Here is a 17,660-nt window from a genome sequence, read left to right as displayed (position 1 = left end):
CCGCAGAAATTCCTGGAAGAACACCCCAGACACGGCGCGGTGTTTTCATTTTGCGCCATTTCAGAGCGGTCCGGTGCGTCTTTCTTCGCTCAAGAGAACATTGGCCTCTACATCACCGACCCCAGGTAAGGTCATAATACGACGGCGCAGCACCCGCTCAAAGTCAGAGATATCCCGCGCCGTGACGCGCAATCTATAGTCATACATGCCAAGAACGTGTTCGGCCGTTTGCACTTCTGGGATCGCAGTGACCGCACGCTCAAAGTCATCTAGGCTGACCCGCCCCTTTGTCGCGAGCTTCACACCAAGAAAAACGGTCACCCCAAACCCAAGCTTTTCCTTGTCGAGATCAAGCTTGCGACCTGCAAGGATGCCCGCTTCTTGCAAGCGTTTGATACGCCGCCATGTGGCAGGTTGGCTTAAACCAAAGCGCCGACCAAGGGCACCCGCATTTTGCGTCGCATCCTCCGCCAAGGCATTCAGGAGCTTGCGATCCAAATCGTCCAGATCAATCATATCGGCAGGCTTTCATTGGCTTTCACGCTTGAAACCAGCATCAGCGCTTCGATATCTGCGATGTGCGGCAGGTTCAGAATGCTTGTTCGATAGATGTCCTGATAATGCGGCATGTCTCGTGCTATCACACTGAGCCTGACATCCACACGGCCCAGAAAGGTCTGTATCTCTATGACCTCAGGAATGTCGCGCGCCGCTTCGATAAAATCATCAAAGGCACGCGTTTGGGTTTTATCCAAAGTGACCCGCAAAGAGACTTCGACCTCATATCCCAATGCGCGCCAATCAATGACGGCCCGAATGCCTCGTAAAACACCCTCTTCGCGCAGCCGATCAATGCGGCGCGACAGGCGCGAGGTTGTTAGGCCTAGCTGGTCTGCCAATTCGGGAATCGCAAGATCAGGGTCACTTTGCATGTGGCGCAATACGCGCCTGTCGAGGTCATCAAGCATGCTTTTTTCATTATATCACAAAAATAAGAATGAAAAGATCACGCAGCCGCGATATTTTAACGAAACCACAGTCGAAACGCGCAAAAACCTGACTATGATCACCTCAAACATCAACGAGAGGACGTGAAGATGCGCGTTTATTACGATCGCGATTGCGACATTAACCTGATCAAAGACAAAAAAGTGGCCATCCTGGGCTACGGTTCCCAAGGTCACGCGCACGCGCTGAACCTGCGCGACTCCGGTGCGAAGAACCTTGTTGTTGCGCTGCGCGAAGGTTCCCCATCTGCGAAGAAAGCAGAAGGCGAAGGCCTGACCGTTATGGGCATCGCAGAAGCAGCAGCATGGTGTGACGTGATCATGTTCACAATGCCAGACGAACTGCAGGCAGACACCTACAAGAAATACGTTCACGACAACATCAAGCCTGGCTCCGCAATCGCGTTTGCTCACGGCCTGAACGTACACTTCGGCCTGATCGAGCCAAAAGAAGGCGTTGACGTGATCATGATGGCGCCAAAAGGCCCAGGTCACACTGTTCGCGGCGAATACACCAAAGGCGGCGGCGTGCCTTGCCTTGTTGCTGTTGACACAGACGCAACCGGCAAAGCGCTGGAAATCGGCCTGTCCTACTGCTCCGCAATCGGCGGCGGTCGTTCCGGCATCATCGAAACCAACTTCCGTGAAGAGTGCGAAACTGACCTCTTCGGTGAACAAGCTGTTCTCTGCGGCGGCCTGGTCGAACTGATCCGTTGCGGTTTCGAAACTCTGGTCGAAGCTGGCTACGCACCTGAGATGGCATACTTTGAGTGTCTGCACGAAGTGAAGCTGATCGTAGACCTGATCTACGAAGGCGGCATCGCGAACATGGACTACTCCATCTCCAACACTGCGGAATACGGCCAGTACGTCACCGGCCCACGCATCCTGAAGTACGACGAAACCAAAGCACGCATGAAAGCGGTTCTGGAAGACATCCAGTCTGGTAAATTCGTTCGTGACTTCATGCTGGAAAACCAAGTTGGCCAGCCTACACTGAAAGCGTCCCGTCGCGCAAACGACGAGCACATGATCGAAGAAACCGGCGCGAAACTGCGTGGCATGATGCCATGGATTTCCGCAGGCAAAATGGTCGACAAAGAAAAGAACTAAGGTTTCTCACAACCTTAATTGGAAACGCCTCGCAAATTTGCGGGGCGTTTTTTTGTTGGTAGATGCCATTTCTGCGTTAAGCTTGTCTCAGATTGATAGGTGGGAGTAAGAGAATGGACATTGAAGAAAAGACCTTTGACGCACAGGACTATATTTACGTCTCTGGCGAAGCCCCAATGACAGATCCAGCGGAAATCGCAAAAGCCATGGGAGCCGCCTTTGGGCAAGCATTTGAGTTTCTGGGTACTGCCGGTATCTCAGCCATGAGCCCTCCGATTTCGGTTTACACCGAAATGCCGGGCGAGCGGATGACCTTCCGGTGTGGTTTTTTTGTATCCGCGGAAGACGCAAGCAAAGCAGAAGGCGGTGTGGCTGCAGATCAGCTCCCTGCGGGGAAGGCACTGCACGCGCTTCATGTTGGACCGTTTACCGACATGAACCAAACCCATGGCGCGATCTGGGCACACGCAAAAGCCAATGGCTTGGCTTCAGCAATGCCAGTTTGGGAAATCTACATCGATGACCCCAATGAAACCGATGAAGATCAGTTGCGGACAGAGATTTATCACTTGCTCGGATAAGAAACCGAACTACAGATTACCTGCGTAGCAATCACCAAGCACATGATCCCAGCCGCTGCTGTAGTGCTGGCGCATGCCTTCGGCCTTCTCAGCCATCACAGCCCAGCCGCTATGGGTCAATGTCACCTGTGTGCCTGTTTCTGAGGCTTCGAACCCAAGGGAGAGCTCAGTCGCTACCTCAGATGAGCTGCCAGGGTGCCAAGTCATAGTGAACCCATTGGGCGGTGACCAGCGCGTAACAACTCCCCACTCCGCACGCTCCCCGTTGTGCATGATCTCATAAACAGCCCCGCCTTCTTTAGGCTCAATCACCACATTCTGCGCAGACTGCCCCTGCCCGGCTGAAACTGAGTGTTTCCCAACAGGCCACCAGCGCATGATTTCGCTGGTGAAGCGTGTAAAGGCCCTCTCTGGTGTAACTGGTACAATGACAGATTTGACAATTGGGTTCGTCATTTAGTGATCCTCTTTAAAGCTCTTTGCAAAATCACCCAGCACATCCCCCCAGAGCCCATCGAGATATCGTCGTAGGTCAGCAAGCCCTTCTGGCGCTGCGCTATAAATACGCCGTGTACCTTTCTGCTCCACCGTGACGAGACCGGCATCTGACAGCACCTTCAAATGCTGCGAAACAGCGGGACGACTGATGGAAAATCCATCGGATATCTCCGCAACCGATCCCTGCGCACGCGCTACGCGCTCAAAGATTTGACGCCGTGTTGGATCGGCAAGAGCGCTAAGTGATTCTTGGTAAGTCATGACTTACCGTAAGTGAAAACTTACAGAAGTGCAAATCCTAACAACCGCCCTGCATCTGCGCACGCTAGGTAGCGTTGTAACCGCTCACGGTGCTTTCTACCTCTTGGCCATGACTCAATATGACATCAACGTCAGACAGGGGTTGCCCGAAGATATGCAACTCCTGCTTCGGGATTATCCGCGCGAAGCTTGGCCGGATCACCCGAATTTCGCCGCTTCCATTGGCAATTGGATGGGAGCACATCGCATGTTCCGACAACTGGCGGAGTTGATCACTTTGGATACGCAAAAGGTGCTGGAAAAAGAGAGCGACCCTGAGACCTATGCGCAGCGCTTGGCTCATTTTGGGAACATGCTGGTGCGTAACCTGCATGGGCACCATGGCTGGGAAGATCACCGTTTCTTCCCGGAACTCGAGGCCGCAGATGATCGTTTCACGCGCGGGCTTGAGATGCTTGAGGCAGACCATGAAGAAATGGATCAGATACTGGAGAGTCTGACAGGATCAGCCAACCGCTATCTGAAGCTCATGGATATGTCGCCAAAGGATGCGACCGGAGAAATCCCAGATATCCTGAAGACCAGCGAAGGTATTCAGACATTTCTGGGCCGACATTTGGCTGATGAGGAAGATCTCGTTGTGCCAATCCTCCTGCATCATAAATTGCGTGGCTAAGCCGTGCCATTTTGATTGACCCGCCCCTAAAAGGCGGGTCAATTGCTCCGGTAATTCCGGAGCAAACATGCCAGAAATCGCACCAAAATATTGGGCCATGATCGCCACGCTGGGTTTCGTCTGGGGCTCAACCTTTTTGCTGATCGAAATTGCTCTAGAGGGCATGACCCCGGTTTGGCTCGCCGCATCGCGCATCGGCTTTGCTTCGATCCTGCTTACGGTGTTTTGGGGATTTCGAGGCTTCAAGCTCTTTCACGATAAAACCGCCTATTTCCCGCTCGCAATCGCCAGCATAGGCAGCTCTGCCCTACCGTTCTTTTTAATCAGCTGGGGCCAACTGCATGTAACATCCAGCTTCACTGGTATTTGCATGACAGCCATTGCGCTGATGATTTTGCCGCTTGCTCATGTTTTCGTGCCCGGCGAACGCATGAACCTTCGCAAAGTTGGCGGGTTTCTGTTGGGTTTTTTCGGAGTGGCGGTTCTGATCGGCGGCGATGCCTTTGCAAGCAGCGGCGCCTCACTTGAGTTTTGGGGACGTCTCTCGATCCTCGGTGCCACGATGAGCTATGCGATCTGTTCGATCTTAGTACGACGCCTACCACCAATTGATTCCGTAGGACTGGCGACGACCCTTCTTTATTTCGGAGCTATCGTTATCCTGCCAATTGCCTATTTCACGGAAGGTGTGCCCGCTGCAATTGATCAGCAAACACTGGGCGTCGTTGCGCTTCTAGGCCTTGTACCGACCGCAGCAGCCAATCTGCTGCGCGTGATCGTTGTGCGAGAGGCAGGCCCCACGTTCATGAGCCTCACCAACTATCAAGTCCCGGTCTGGGCCGTCATCATGGGGGCACTGGTATTGGGAGAGCCGCTCCCATCCACCCTGATATTTGCACTAATCATGATCCTCGGAGGGATCGCAATCAGCCAATATGGGGCTCTGAAGCGGCTCTTTAACAGGTCTTAGACGCTCGCCTGAACTTCGGCGACGATACCATCGACAACGTCGGTCAGAAGATCGGCGTCTTCGCATTCCGCCATCACGCGGATCAGTGGCTCTGTCCCGGATTTGCGGATTAAGAGACGACCGCTTCCATTTAACCGTGCTTCGGCATCAGCAATCACTGATTTCACAGAGGCCAACTCAAGCGGAGTTTGACCTACGCCATAACGGACGTTTTTCAAAAGTTGCGGCACTGTTTCAAAACTCGTCGCGAGCTCTGAAGCTGGCTTGCCACATTCCACCATAGCGGCGAGGAACTGAATACCTGCCAACAGGCCATCTCCAGTGGTCGCGTAATCGGTCATCACGATGTGACCGGACTGCTCGCCACCAAGGTTGAAGCCACCCTGACGCATACGTTCCACAACATATCGGTCACCTACAGCGGTCCGTTCCAGGCGCAGCCCCTCGGCCTCCAAGAAACGCTCCAAGCCAAGGTTGGACATCACAGTCGCAACCAATGCGCCACCTGAGAGTTTTCCAGCTTTTGCCCAGCGTTTCGCAAGCAGTGCCATGAGTTGGTCGCCATCCGCTACTTTGCCGGTTTCATCGATGATCATCACCCGGTCCGCGTCCCCATCGAGCGCAATGCCGACATCCGCACCATGGGCGACCACTGCCTCCGCAGCAGTCTGAGTGTAGGTTGACCCGCAATTGAGGTTGATATTCGTCCCGTTCGGATCGGTCCCGATAGGAATAACCTCCGCGCCCAGCTCCCAGAGCGCTTCTGGCGCTGCGCGGTGAGCGGCACCATTGGCGCAGTCGATTACCACTTTCAGACCTTTGAAAGGCAGGCCACTTGGCAGGGAACTTTTCACACGTTCGATGTAGCGGAAACGACCATCGTCCACGCGAACAGCGCGGCCGATGTTCTGCGGCTGAACTGGCTCCACCCCCTCAAGAACTAGCTGCTCAATTTCCAACTCTGCTTCATCGGACAACTTAAAGCCATCGGGGCCGAAAAATTTGATGCCATTGTCGACTGCTTGGTTGTGACTTGCCGAGATCATTACGCCGAGATCAGCGCGCATGGATTTCGTTAGTAGGCCAACCGCGGGCGTCGGCACCGGACCAAGCAACATCGCGTTCATGCCGGTCGACGTTAGGCCTGCTGTCAGAGCACTCTCGAACATGTAACCAGACAGACGCGTATCTTTACCGATCACCACGCGGTGCTGATTATCACCGTCATTTCGGAAATACCGACCGACTGCTGCACCTAGTTTCAGCGCCATCTCTGCGGTCATCGGATATTGGTTCGCGGTCCCCCGAACACCATCTGTCCCAAAAAACTTACGTGCCATAATATTCTCCTTTGGTCGCTGCCTGCCAAAGGCTCAGAGCCTGTTTGGTCTCAGCGACGTCGTGCACTCTTAAAAATTGAACGCCTTGTGAAATGGATTGGAGCGCCAATGCCAAAGACCCCGGAACGCGCTGCGCGGTCTCAGGTGCATCTGCAACGGCACCGATCAGACGTTTGCGGGAAGCCCCCAGCAAAATAGGGCACCCAAGGCTATGAAACAGGCTTATACGAGCCAGTAATGCGAGATTGTGCTCCAGCGTTTTGCCAAAACCAATACCTGGATCAACGATAATTTGGTTGCGCGCTATGCCAAGCGCTTCAAGCTGGGCCACCTGAGCGGCAAGAAAATCATAAACATCGAGCAAAACATCATCGTAACTCGGGTCATCTTGCATGGTCGCAGGGTCTCCCTGCGCATGCATGACACAAACTGGAGCCCTTTCTGATGCAGCCAGGGGGCCAAGTTCGGCATCGAAGGTGAACCCCGAAACGTCGTTTACAACTGTCGCGCCCGCGCCCAATGCCGCTTTTGCGACGGGCGCCTTACGTGTATCGATACTGATCGGAACGTCGATTTCGGGCGACACTGCCGAAATTACCGGCTGTGTCCGGGCGATTTCTTCATCGATTTCGACAAAACCTGATCCGGGCCGTGTCGATTCACCACCGATATCAATGATAGAGGCCCCCTGTTGGATCATATCCTTCGTCCGCGCGATCGCTTGCTCTGGCGCATTGAATTGCCCGCCATCAGAAAAGCTATCCGGGGTTACATTCAGAATGCCCATAATCTGCGGATGCGTCATAGGCAGGCCCGCGATTTCTGCGCGGTCGCCAGTCATCAGGGCCAGAACGTCGGTTGGAATGTCCTTGGCCGGAACAATTTGCGCATCGCCGCCGCGCTGAAGGCACTCCACATGTGTGAACCACGTCCAGCCGCTAGCCAGCGTTAAAGCGTTGGCGGGGCGGGCCGCATCGGAATGAGGAATAGCTCTATAATAAGTCGTCATGGAACGTGAATGGGCGATCTAAATGGGCTTGGCAAGAGGTCAGCGATCAGCGTGACCCAGTGTTACATTCTCCACCGGAATTGTGTCAGATGCGGGCAATGATCCGCCGACATTGATGATCTTGGCGGCTTTCCATTGTTCTGCGAACCAGACCGCCATGACACCAGCGTCGCTGCCAATGTCATCTGTGGCATCATTGATCAATCTTGACGGCGCCCATATGCAGCGCTGGCCGGTCTTCATAACCCAATCGAGTTCGGTACGCGTAGCGGCAACGGTGAACCCATCCAATTGGGCCACCAATTGCCAAGCCGCTTGCTCGATGGCCAGCAAATCAATTTGTTTTTGAGCAGCTTCGGAGGGCGCGGCAGGGCGAAATACGGGCAAATCCAGAGACAACACCAATGGGTCATCAGAAGCTATGTTTGACAGAACCTCCGGAAGCGCGGTGCTTTCCAGCGCCTCATTGCTCAGGAATGCCACGATAGGATTGCGATCATCTTCACTCGATTGCGCCCCCTGCCCTGGCACGCGTACAACTTCAACGCCAAGCTTGCCGTTGCCCTTATCGAGTTTCTGAATTCGAATGAAAACGCGCAGAGCTTGAGGTTCTGCCAAAATGCGATCAGCAATGCGTTCGGCAAGCGTCTCAAGCAGGTTCAGCCGTTCTGCGGCCAGCTCATGTTCAATGGCCCAAGTCAAACGGTCGTAAGACAATATGCGATCAACATCGTCATCCAGATCAGCGTCAGACGCCGAGACCTCAACGACAACATCAAATGAAACCCGCTGCGTCACATCCCGCTCGGCCTGAAAGGCGCCGATTTCAACTTCGACAATGTGATCTCGTAGAGACAGGCGATCATGTACGCTGTCCATCGGCATGGAGGCCGCCCGGACTTCCGGATGATCAAAGGCAGAGCTGGTATTTTGGGTCACAGGCACACTCCGGCTCGGATTGCTATCCGAGCCGCTATAACAGTGTGTTTTTCACAAAGCCAGAAGGCTTAGTTTTGTGAAATGCGAATGTGAGGACGGTAGAAGTGGTGCACGCCAATGGTGGTTGTACGCGCAAACTTGCGTGCCCAACGTGGGTTCACTGCCTTGGTGTGATAATAGGTTGCGCCATCGGTCAGATCACGTGGCGCACCATCGATCATAAGTTTGGCGATTTTGCCCACGCGCTGGTAGGCCGCCTTCTCATGAATTACTTCAGGATTGCCGTCACATGTGTAAGTGAACTGACAGGCATATTTGCGCCCTGTACCCTGATGGATCACTTTGCAGAGCGTATTTGGAAACTGCACGCTATCAACACGGTTCAAGATAACTTCTGCCACGGCAAACTGGCCACGCACGCTTTCGCCGCGCGCTTCAAAGTAAAGCGCTTGCGCGAGGCAGGCCCATTGCTCGTCTCCAGTCACAACAGGTTGGGCATCAACCCAGCCACGGGAGCGTTCGATTTGAAGCGGCTTCGCCTTCTTACGGAAGGTGAAGAGTTCACGGATTTTTTGCCCGTCCAGAGCGGCAATCTGAGTTTCCTCAGCGGAGATGGCCTGCTTTACGGGATCGGATGTTGCACCGACAAAAGTGGCCTGAGCCGCCAGAAGAGCGGCGATAATCGTAGTAGCTAACGTGCGCATGGCAGCCTCGCGTTACGGTGGAGCCGGCCCCCCAACCAGCAAAATCAAAGCGGTCAGATATAGATTTTTTATGCACAGGTCTAGAAAAACCGCCGCAATGCAGAATTGGGCAGAAATAAGACCAAGATGATGCGGAAATGCGACTTTCTGCTACCCGATCTTGTCTTTTATTGTAAATTGAGCGGCGGCTAACCGCGCAACAGGCACGCGGAATGGGGAGCAGGAAACGTAGTCAATCCCTACTTTTCGGCAAAATGCGATTGATTCGGGGCTGCCGCCATGCTCCCCGCAAACCGACAAAGTCAGGTTCGGCTGCGCCGCTCGACCGCGCTCAGCGCCAAGTTTTAGCAACTCCCCAACACCGTCGGCATCAAGCGTGTGAAAAGGATCTTCAGGGTATACACCCTGCTGAACATAGGCCGACATAAATCGCCCAGCATCATCACGGGAAAGGCCATAGGTCATTTGCGTCAGGTCATTGGTACCAAAACTAAAGAAATCGCAATGCGGCGCGATGTCTTCTGCACGCAACGCTGCGCGCGGCGTTTCAACCATGACACCCAAACGAAAATCAAAATCTGCCCCACGTTCAGTGCGCACCGCTGCCGCGACCGCATCGATACGTGTTTTTACAAGTTCAACTTCACGCTTCGCGCTGACCAGCGGGATCATGATTTCTGGAACGACTGCTTCGCCGTCTTTTGACGCATCAATCGTGGCTTCGAAAATGGCCCGCGCCTGCATGTCGTAAATTTCGGGCACGGTGATCCCGAGGCGTACACCCCGCATACCGAGCATTGGGTTATATTCACTCAGCGCTTCAATCCGCCGTTCCACACGTGACAAAGGCAGGTCCAGCGCTTCCGCCAAATCACGCATACCAGCCCGATTGCCAGGCAAGAATTCATGCAGCGGTGGATCAAACAGGCGTATGCACACCGGTTTGCCGCTCATGATCTTGAAGAGATCAACAAAGTCCGCTCTCTGAATAGGCAGCAGGCGTTCCAAAGCAGCGCGGCGATCTTCGGGGTCATCCGCAAAGATCATCTCACGCATGACCGTTAAGCGGTCTTCATCAAAGAACATATGCTCCGTGCGGCAGAGACCTATGCCCTGCGCTTTGAAGTTCTCAGCTGTCAGCGCATCGGTTGGTGTATCCGCATTGGCGCGCACATCAATATCGCGGATTTCATCCGCCCATATCATCAACTGCTTGAAGCTATCGTCCAGATTGGCTTCCAACATTTCCGGCTCGCCAAACAATACATCACCGTTTGTCCCGTCGATTGTCAGCACATCGCCTTCTTTGAACACTCGCCCATCGGGAGCAGTAAGCTGTTTGACTTTGGTCTGAAAGCGGATGTTGTTGGCACCTACCACGCAAGGCAAGCCCAGACCGCGCGCGATCACCGCCGCATGGCTTGTGACGCCACCGCGCTCTGTCAGTACAGCCGCCGCGGCGTGCATGCCGCGCACGTCTTCCGGGCTGGTTTCGCGGCGCACAAGAATACAGGCTTCCCCGCGTGCATCAGAGGCTTGCGCGGCAGCTTCGGTAAACACGATTTTCCCACTCGCCGCCCCCGGGCTTGCAGCAACGCCTGATCCAATCACATCCCGCGTGGCATTTGGATCAACTTGACGGTGGAGAAGTTCATTCAATGCCCGCGGTTCAATGCGCATCAGTGCTTCTTCGTGGCTAATGATGCCTTCTTCTGCCAGCGCGACAGCAATGCGAACAGCAGCCTGAGCACTGCGCTGAATGCGGACGCCATCCAATATATGAACCGTGCCATCTTCTACAGTGAATTCCACCTGCATCTCTTCACGCAAGCGATTGCGCATCAGACGCGCGTGGGTCAGCAAGTGATCAAATGCTTCTGGCAGTTCCTCCTCTAGGGATGGACCGCGTTCGTCTTTGGTAAGAAAGAGAGAGCTCGCACCTGCTTCCAAGGCATCTCGGCCTTGCGACTGTGAGAGATAGCGCCCCTTCACCAGAGGGTGTCCCGTTGCGCCATCCACGAGCTGTAATACACCCGAGCCGCTTTCACCCTGCCCCAGACCAAGCACCATGGCTTGCACAACAAGTCCTAGCCCCGCATCAGCTGGTGCGCCTTTGGCCATGCGCAATAGCCGCGCGGAGGTGCCTTCCCAAGCGCGCGCCATGGAGCGCAAAACGCCACCTAACTGCGTTGTCACATCCTGAGGAAACGGCTCTTCCGCCTCATCTTCATAAGCCTCAAGCGCCTCTTTCAGTGCACTCGGGCCAGACAGATCGATATCATCAAACATGTCGGGATCAAGCCGAGCGACATGTTCTGAATAGGATTGGATAAAGCGCAGATACAGCTCATCCGCGGCGGGTTTTCCGATGGATTTGCTGAGTTCTTCATGGCGCGCATCGTTGATACCAATATTTAGCACCGCCCCCGGACCACCCCAGTCAGGATCTTCGGAACTTGGTCGCACACAAAGGAGTTGATCCTGAGCGAAAGGCTCCATCAATCGATCTAAATCCGGCATGTCGCCCCCCGCAAGGCGATGCACGGCGTTGAATGATAGCGCAACCGTTGTCGGAACCGGCAGATCAAGGCGGACAAGCCGCTGCAGACACTTCGCGCGCCCACCGTGAGATTGCACCGTAATTGGCGCCTCAGGGGTCACGAGAGTGATAAACGGGTTATTTTTCTGCACTGCGGCATCCTCCTGTGGCGTGCAGCATACGCACCAGACGAATTGAGGCAAGGAAAAGCTTACCCAAAAGCCGTTGCCTTTGTCGCAACGACAGAGACCGGATTTTCAAGGAAAATCCGGTCTGCTAGATATTTAAACCAAAAAGAAAATCGAAAAGTCGGTGTCAGCCTTCAACCTTAGTAAGATCAGCAACCGACGCGCAGAGTTTACGTATCTGCGCCAAGAGATTCAGGCGATTGCGGCGCACAACCTCGTTGTCGCTGTTGACCTGCACCGCCTCAAAGAAAGCATCTATCGGCGCGCGCAGACCAGCAAGGCCAGCCATTGCTGCGGCAAAATCCTCTCCACGGATGGCTTCAGCAATTGGTTCTTCAAACTTCTCAAGCGCTGCAAAGAGAGCTTTTTCGCTGTCATCCTCAGCGTATTTGATGTCAGCACCAAATGAATATTCGACGCCGTCTTTTTCTTCCGCTTGAGAAAGAATGTTGTTGGCGCGTTTGAACCCTTGAAGCAGGTTCTCTCCATCATCTGTTGAGAGGAAGGCTTGCAGCGCTTTGGCGCGATTGACCAAGAGCGCGATGTCATCATTGCCGTCCATCTCGATGCAGGCGTCGATCACATCGTGGCGAATGCCCTGGTCGCGCAGGAAGACTTTGAGGCGGTCGTGGAAGAAGGAGAGGAGATCGACAGATCGATCCTCAATCTCACTTCTTGTTTTTGAAAGGAAGGAACCTTCAGAGATATCCGGCGAAAACGGCTTGCTCTCATCTTTATTGATGGATTCAACAACGGTTTCAAAGGCTGCACCAAAAACACCGTGGTGCGCGATTTCTTTCAAAGTGCTTTCCAGGGTGAAGACTTCAGGTTCGTCACCAGCCAGGTTGTCATATGCTTCTTGTAACTTGTAGCCCAGCAACTTTTTATCAACGATTGATCTGAGATTCGCTCGCGCATTGTTCTCAAGCACCAAACGGATCACACCCAATGCCGCACGGCGCAGAGCAAACGGGTCTTTCGACCCTGTTGGTTTTTCATCAATCGCCCAGAACCCTGTCAGCAGGTCCAGTTTATCCGCCAGCGCTACCGCCACCGAAACCGGCGCAGTTGGCACATCATCAGACGGACCCAGCGGCGAATAATGCTCTGTCGCAGATTCAGCAACTTCCGCAGGATGACCTGCGAACTCCGCATAGTAGCGCCCCATCAGACCCTGCAATTCGGGGAATTCATAGACCATCTCAGAGGACAGATCAGCCTTCGCCCATCGCGCGGCTTTCTCTGCCAGATCGGCATCAGCTCCTACAATCGGCGCAATCTCACGCGCAAGTGCTGCTATACGATCAATACGTTGCGCCTGAGACCCCAACTTGTTGTGGAAGGTCACATTGGACAGTTTCTCAATCCATTCTGATGCCCCAGCTTTCGCTGTACGAACATCGTTTTCCCAGAAGAATTTCGCATCAGATAGACGCGCAAAGAGAACCTTCTGGTTCCCCGCCAGAATGGTCGCGCCATTATCCTTAGTTTCGCGGTTGGCGACCGTAATGAACTTCTCGATGCGGCCCGTATTTGGGTTTTTGACCGAGAAGAACTTCTGGTGCTCTTTCATCGAAGTCTGCAGAACTTCCGGCGGCAGATTCAGGAAGTCCTCTGCGATATCCCCCATCAAAGTGACTGGCCATTCAACCAGACCCGCGACTTCAGCAAGCAAGCCCTTGTCGTCAACAACTTCAAGCCCCTGTGCAAAGGCCAGGTTCTTTGCATCCGCCCAGATCGCTTCGGCGCGCTCATCTGCTGAAAGGATCACATGGTCGCGTTTCAGCTTGGCAGCATAGTCTTCAAAACCGGTGACCGCGAAGCGCCCTGCCCCCATAAAACGGTGGCCTTCGGTGGTGTCGTCAGACGCGATGCCATCAATATCCATCGGCACAACTGTTGTACCAGCCTCATCTGTCATGATGCAGAGAATGGAATGCAGCGGACGCACCCAACGCAGTGGACCCGCGCCCCAGCGCATGGATTTTGGCCAAGGGAAGTTGCGGATGGTATCTTCCAGAACCTCAGCGACAATCTCAGCCGCCGGGCGACCCGGTTTCTCAATGCTCGCGAAATAGACTGCACCCTTTGGGGTGTCACGCTCTTCCAGCTGATCCATGGTCAAGCCAGCACCACGTAGGAAGCCTTCGATGGCTTTCTCAGGCGCGCCGACTTTCGGGCCTTTGCGTTCTTCGCGTACGGTCGGGCTTTCGGCCAACATCCCCTCAAGCGCGAGGGTCAGGCGCCGCGGGGTAGAGAAGCTGGAAGCATGCGTATAGGTCAGACCCGCGGCCACCAGCCCATCGGTCACGCGCTTTTTCAGATCTTCCGCCGCACGCGCTTGCATGCGCGCAGGGATTTCTTCGGAAAAGAGTTCAATCAGCAGATCAGGCATGGGTTATTGGCCTTCCGGTTTGGGCGGACAGGTGGCGGGCAGGTCTTCGCCATCAAAGGCGAGCTTTCCGCATTCATTGATTTCGTGCCAGGCGAAACCCCGGCCGTCGGGCATAACAGCAATAATGCGGTCGATCCCATATTCGATATTTTCGGTGCCCATGAAGGCAAGCGCTTCACCGCTTTTGAGGGCCCCGCCAATTTCAGCGGCGTTGAAACAGTCAAACCAACCCGGAGCGTTCAGAGGCGTCGCCTTTTCAACCGGTTGATAGGTTTCCGTCATCAACGGCAATGACATGGAGGTCGTGAAACATGCGCGATAGCGGATTGGGGAGCTGCCCGCGTCGATGGCTTCGAAGTCTTCATAAAGAACAACTTCTGGCTCGCCGGTTGCCAGCAAAGTCATCTGCACATCGTCAGAGCCAGTGGCATTCACCGGCTCGTAAAAGGCGTAGATCTGGGTGTACCAGAGGCCGATGCCCATCGCGATAGCTGACAAGACAAGAACTCCTGCAAGGATTTTCCCGGTCACGCGGCTTCTCCGGTGGCGGCGCGGGTTTGCACGAAGGCATCCGCGCATTGTTTCGCCAGAGCACGGACGCGGCCAATGTAGGCCTGGCGTTCAGTGACAGAGATCACACCACGCGCATCGAGCAGATTGAAAATATGGCTGGCTTTGATGCACTGGTCATAGGCCGGGTGAGCCATAATGATGGTTTTGCCGGTTTTCGGATCAACGTGTTCCTGAGCCAAAATGGCTTCGCATTCCGCTTCCGCCTCTTCAAAGTGGCGCAACAAGACTTCGGTATTCGCGACGTCAAAGTTCCAACGCGCGTATTCTTCTTCGGTCTGTTTGAAAACATCACCGTAGGTCAGCGCAATCGGAGATTGTGGATCGTTAAATGGCATATCCATCACGTGATCCACACCAAGCACGTACATCGCCAGACGTTCCAGGCCGTAGGTCAGTTCGCCGGAGACCGGATGACAGTCATGACCGCCAACCTGCTGGAAGTATGTGAACTGGCTGACTTCCATACCGTCACACCAAACTTCCCAGCCAAGACCCCAAGCGCCAAGCGTTGGGCTTTCCCAGTCGTCTTCGACAAAGCGGATATCGTGCATCTCCATATCGATGCCGATGGCTTCAAGAGAGCCCAGATACAAAGCCTGCAAATCCGGCGGGCTTGGTTTGATCAGCACCTGATATTGGTAGTAGTGCTGCAAACGGTTTGGGTTCTCACCATAACGACCATCGGTCGGACGACGTGACGGCTGAACATAGGCAGCAGCCCATGGTTTTTGACCCAAAGAACGCAGAGTCGTTGCCGGGTGAAATGTCCCCGCCCCAACTTCCATGTCGTAAGGTTGCAGGATCGCGCAACCCTTACCCGCCCAGTAATTCTGGAGGCGAAGAATGATCTCCTGGAAGGAGCGCGGTTTGCTGTCCGTATTCGTCATGGCTCTGCCCTTTTCAAACGCGCGTTGTACCTATGCGCAACAGCTTGGCGGGTCAATTGCACGCAGCCCCAAAATAAGGGTGCATGTGGCCGCAGAATTGGTAAAAGAGCGAGCGAATAGGAAATTTTTTACGATCAAAGGGCCCAAGTCACGATGTCGCGTCTGTTTTTGTCTGTTCTCTGTGCGGTTTTTATTTTGTCCCGCCCGGCATTTGCCCAAGAAGACGTTGTCTGGGTTCAAATCGAAGCCCAGCCGAGCCTCACCCAAGCCAACACTGAAATTCGTAAGTATGCGAACCAGTTGGAGGATGTGAACGGTTTCACACTCGGCGGAGGCTGGTATGGGATCGCCTTGGGGCCCTACACTCGCGATGATGCTGAAACGGTTCTCAGCGCATATCGTCGCCAGGGCCTGATCCCGCGCGATGCCTACATCACCTTCACTTCAACATTTCAAAGCCAATTCTGGCCTGTTGGCGCGAATCTTTTGAATGTGCGCGTGGCGCCTTCAGATGTGACCCCAACGCCAGAAGTGACAGAGGTGTCCACAACTCCGACACTTGAAGTTGCCCTTCCTGATGAGACGCCTCGCGAAGCACGTGCCAGTGAAGCGCGCCTGACACGAGATGAAAAGAAAGAGCTGCAGGTCTGGCTTCAGTGGGCAGGTTTCTACAACAGCTCAATCGATGGTGCCTTTGGCCGCGGCACACGCGCATCCATGTCCGCTTGGCAATCCGCAAACGGACATGAGACCACCGGTGTTTTGACCACAGCGCAACGCGCGCAGCTCAAAGACCAATATAATGCGGTACTGGAAGGGCTGGACCTGCAGGCCTACACCAGTCTGGATGCGGGTATCGAGATCCTGATCCCGACAGGCATTGTCGCCAAAAAGTCAGCCGAATACCCGTTCGTGAACTTTGCCCCAACCGGTGATGTTGACGCGCAGGTTGTGCTGATCAGTCAGGCAGGCGATCAATCCACCTTGTTTGGCCTGTACGACATCATGCAAACGCTCGAATTGGTTCCGCTGGAAGGCCCACGCGAACGTCGCGATGATAGTTTTGTTCTTGTTGGTGAAGATGCCGCTCATATTAGCCACACCGAAGTCAGCCTGAAAAAGGGCGAAATCAAAGGCTTCACCTTGGTTTGGCCGGCTGGTGATGAAGAACGTCGTCGCCGTGTTCTCAGCGAAATGCGCAAGTCCTTCACCCGCATCGATGGCGTGATGGACCCGGCCGTTGGTGCAGAGGCTCTGCAGGATCTCGATCTGTTGTCGGGATTGGAAATTCGCCGTCCAAAACTGTCTCGTTCAGGCTTCTATATCAATGACAAAGGTACAGTTGTCACAACTGCCGAAGTGGTTGGCTCCTGCCAGCGCATCACTTTGGAAGGTGAGTATGACGCCGAGCTGGTTGGCGTGAATGAGCAACTTGGTGTTGCGGTCCTGCGTCCGGCAGGTGGTCTTGCGCCCATGTCGGTGGCGACCTTTAGCGAAATCTCCCCTCGCCTGAAATCAGAAGTGGCCGTTTCCGGTTACTCTTTTGAAGGTATCCTGGGTGCCCCCACAGTGACCTACGGCACCTTGGCTGACCTCACCGGTCTTCAGGGTGAAGAAGAGATGACACGCCTTGCTCTGGCCCCGCTGCCCGGAGACGCTGGTGGCCCTGTCTTTGACACGGGCGGATCAGTTGTTGGCATGCTGCTTCCAGCGCCAAGCGGCACGGGTCGTCAACTCCCACCGGATGTAAGTTTTGCGGCAAGTGGCGATGTGATCCGCTCGGTGTTGAACGAGGAAGGTATCACCACGGTTGGCGGAAATGCTTCCGTAAGCATCGCCCCTGAAGATCTGACAACTTTAGCCGGTGAAGTCACTGTTTTGGTGAGCTGCTGGTAAACAGATAATAACCTTGTTTCAAAGCCCTCGCAGATTTCTGCGGGGGCTTTTTCTATGCATCCGAGTAACCTCGCAATCAGCTTT

17 protein-coding genes are annotated in these 17,660 nt (G+C 54.4%); 5 read left to right on the top strand and 12 right to left on the bottom strand.

Annotation, left to right across the window (positions count from 1 at the left end):
• Positions 1-60: 60 nt before the first annotated feature.
• Positions 61-516: an Lrp/AsnC family transcriptional regulator gene (locus tag M0D42_RS02115; protein WP_265019966.1), complete on the bottom strand. Its 456-nt coding sequence runs from the start codon at positions 514-516 to the stop codon at positions 61-63.
• Positions 513-968: an Lrp/AsnC family transcriptional regulator gene (locus tag M0D42_RS02110; protein ID WP_265019965.1), complete on the bottom strand. Its 456-nt coding sequence runs from the start codon at positions 966-968 to the stop codon at positions 513-515. The genes M0D42_RS02115 and M0D42_RS02110 overlap by 4 nt, the downstream gene beginning before the upstream one ends.
• A gap of 123 nt (positions 969-1,091) precedes the next feature.
• On the opposite strand from M0D42_RS02110, the gene ilvC reads away from it, so the two are divergent.
• Both ilvC and M0D42_RS02100 read left to right on the top strand, forming a co-directional pair.
• Positions 1,092-2,120: a ketol-acid reductoisomerase gene (ilvC, locus tag M0D42_RS02105; protein WP_265019964.1), complete on the top strand. Its 1,029-nt coding sequence runs from the start codon at positions 1,092-1,094 to the stop codon at positions 2,118-2,120.
• A gap of 113 nt (positions 2,121-2,233) precedes the next feature.
• Positions 2,234-2,701 (top strand): GyrI-like domain-containing protein, encoded by a 468-nt coding sequence (locus M0D42_RS02100; RefSeq protein WP_265019963.1) that lies wholly within the window; start codon positions 2,234-2,236, stop codon positions 2,699-2,701.
• A 9-nt stretch (positions 2,702-2,710) separates the two neighbouring features.
• On the opposite strand, the gene M0D42_RS02095 is transcribed toward M0D42_RS02100, so the two are convergent.
• Together M0D42_RS02095 and M0D42_RS02090 are read right to left on the bottom strand one after the other, a co-directional pair.
• Positions 2,711-3,157: an SRPBCC domain-containing protein gene (locus M0D42_RS02095; protein WP_265019962.1), complete on the bottom strand. Its 447-nt coding sequence runs from the start codon at positions 3,155-3,157 to the stop codon at positions 2,711-2,713.
• Positions 3,158-3,460, bottom strand: a complete 303-nt coding sequence (locus M0D42_RS02090) for an ArsR/SmtB family transcription factor (protein WP_265019961.1) — start codon at positions 3,458-3,460, stop codon at positions 3,158-3,160. It lies immediately after the preceding gene.
• 28 nt (positions 3,461-3,488) lie between these two features.
• Between M0D42_RS02090 and M0D42_RS02085 the strand changes: the two genes are divergently transcribed.
• Both M0D42_RS02085 and M0D42_RS02080 read left to right on the top strand, forming a co-directional pair.
• Positions 3,489-4,136: a hemerythrin domain-containing protein gene (locus tag M0D42_RS02085; RefSeq protein WP_265019960.1), complete on the top strand. Its 648-nt coding sequence runs from the start codon at positions 3,489-3,491 to the stop codon at positions 4,134-4,136.
• A gap of 67 nt (positions 4,137-4,203) precedes the next feature.
• Complete coding sequence (locus M0D42_RS02080) at positions 4,204-5,106, top strand: DMT family transporter (protein WP_265019959.1); 903 nt, start codon at positions 4,204-4,206, stop codon at positions 5,104-5,106.
• On the opposite strand, the gene glmM is transcribed toward M0D42_RS02080, so the two are convergent.
• The 8 genes from glmM to M0D42_RS02040 form a co-directional block, all read right to left on the bottom strand.
• Positions 5,103-6,446: a phosphoglucosamine mutase gene (gene glmM, locus M0D42_RS02075; RefSeq protein ID WP_265019958.1), complete on the bottom strand. Its 1,344-nt coding sequence runs from the start codon at positions 6,444-6,446 to the stop codon at positions 5,103-5,105. The genes M0D42_RS02080 and glmM overlap by 4 nt on opposite strands.
• Positions 6,436-7,455 (bottom strand): dihydropteroate synthase, encoded by a 1,020-nt coding sequence (gene folP, locus M0D42_RS02070; protein ID WP_265019957.1) that lies wholly within the window; start codon positions 7,453-7,455, stop codon positions 6,436-6,438. Before folP ends, glmM begins: the two co-directional genes overlap by 11 nt.
• 39 nt (positions 7,456-7,494) lie before the next feature.
• Positions 7,495-8,394: a dihydroneopterin aldolase gene (locus M0D42_RS02065; protein ID WP_265019956.1), complete on the bottom strand. Its 900-nt coding sequence runs from the start codon at positions 8,392-8,394 to the stop codon at positions 7,495-7,497.
• A gap of 68 nt (positions 8,395-8,462) precedes the next feature.
• Positions 8,463-9,098: a cell wall hydrolase gene (locus tag M0D42_RS02060; protein ID WP_265019955.1), complete on the bottom strand. Its 636-nt coding sequence runs from the start codon at positions 9,096-9,098 to the stop codon at positions 8,463-8,465.
• A gap of 150 nt (positions 9,099-9,248) precedes the next feature.
• Complete coding sequence (gene ppdK, locus M0D42_RS02055; protein WP_265019954.1) at positions 9,249-11,789, bottom strand: pyruvate, phosphate dikinase; 2,541 nt, start codon at positions 11,787-11,789, stop codon at positions 9,249-9,251.
• 163 nt (positions 11,790-11,952) lie between these two features.
• Positions 11,953-14,220, bottom strand: coding sequence for a glycine--tRNA ligase subunit beta (gene glyS / locus M0D42_RS02050; RefSeq protein ID WP_265019953.1), 2,268 nt, complete (start codon positions 14,218-14,220; stop codon positions 11,953-11,955).
• A 3-nt stretch (positions 14,221-14,223) separates the two neighbouring features.
• The gene (locus M0D42_RS02045; RefSeq protein WP_265019952.1) at positions 14,224-14,751 is read right to left on the bottom strand and encodes a DUF6446 family protein; all 528 of its coding nucleotides are present in this window, start codon (positions 14,749-14,751) and stop codon (positions 14,224-14,226) included.
• A complete protein-coding gene (locus tag M0D42_RS02040; protein ID WP_265019951.1) occupies positions 14,748-15,680 on the bottom strand; it encodes a glycine--tRNA ligase subunit alpha in 933 nt (310 codons plus the stop codon). The genes M0D42_RS02045 and M0D42_RS02040 overlap by 4 nt, the downstream gene beginning before the upstream one ends.
• Before the next feature lie 153 nt (positions 15,681-15,833).
• On the opposite strand from M0D42_RS02040, the gene M0D42_RS02035 reads away from it, so the two are divergent.
• The gene (locus M0D42_RS02035) at positions 15,834-17,576 is read left to right on the top strand and encodes a serine protease (RefSeq protein ID WP_265019950.1); all 1,743 of its coding nucleotides are present in this window, start codon (positions 15,834-15,836) and stop codon (positions 17,574-17,576) included.
• Positions 17,577-17,660 lie beyond the last annotated feature (84 nt).

The organism is Cognatishimia activa (assembly GCF_026016445.1).
Taxonomy (GTDB): domain Bacteria; phylum Pseudomonadota; class Alphaproteobacteria; order Rhodobacterales; family Rhodobacteraceae; genus Cognatishimia; species Cognatishimia activa_B.
This window is presented reverse-complemented; position numbering and strand designations above follow the sequence as displayed.

Bases quoted from the DNA above. Each gene is read 5' to 3' on its own strand.
- M0D42_RS02080 (WP_265019959.1), top strand. From the start codon at position 4,204: ATGCCAGAAATCGCACCAAAATATTGGGCCATGATCGCCACGCTGGGT.
- M0D42_RS02110 (WP_265019965.1), bottom strand. From the start codon at position 968: ATGCTTGATGACCTCGACAGGCGCGTATTGCGCCACATGCAAAGTGAC.
- glyS (WP_265019953.1), bottom strand. From the start codon at position 14,220: ATGCCTGATCTGCTGATTGAACTCTTTTCCGAAGAAATCCCTGCGCGC.
- folP (WP_265019957.1), bottom strand. From the start codon at position 7,455: ATGACGACTTATTATAGAGCTATTCCTCATTCCGATGCGGCCCGCCCC.
- M0D42_RS02090 (WP_265019961.1), bottom strand. From the start codon at position 3,460: ATGACTTACCAAGAATCACTTAGCGCTCTTGCCGATCCAACACGGCGT.
- M0D42_RS02100 (WP_265019963.1), top strand. From the start codon at position 2,234: ATGGACATTGAAGAAAAGACCTTTGACGCACAGGACTATATTTACGTC.
- M0D42_RS02115 (WP_265019966.1), bottom strand. From the start codon at position 516: ATGATTGATCTGGACGATTTGGATCGCAAGCTCCTGAATGCCTTGGCG.
- M0D42_RS02060 (WP_265019955.1), bottom strand. From the start codon at position 9,098: ATGCGCACGTTAGCTACTACGATTATCGCCGCTCTTCTGGCGGCTCAG.
- M0D42_RS02095 (WP_265019962.1), bottom strand. From the start codon at position 3,157: ATGACGAACCCAATTGTCAAATCTGTCATTGTACCAGTTACACCAGAG.
- M0D42_RS02040 (WP_265019951.1), bottom strand. From the start codon at position 15,680: ATGACGAATACGGACAGCAAACCGCGCTCCTTCCAGGAGATCATTCTT.
- M0D42_RS02035 (WP_265019950.1), top strand. From the start codon at position 15,834: ATGTCGCGTCTGTTTTTGTCTGTTCTCTGTGCGGTTTTTATTTTGTCC.
- glmM (WP_265019958.1), bottom strand. From the start codon at position 6,446: ATGGCACGTAAGTTTTTTGGGACAGATGGTGTTCGGGGGACCGCGAAC.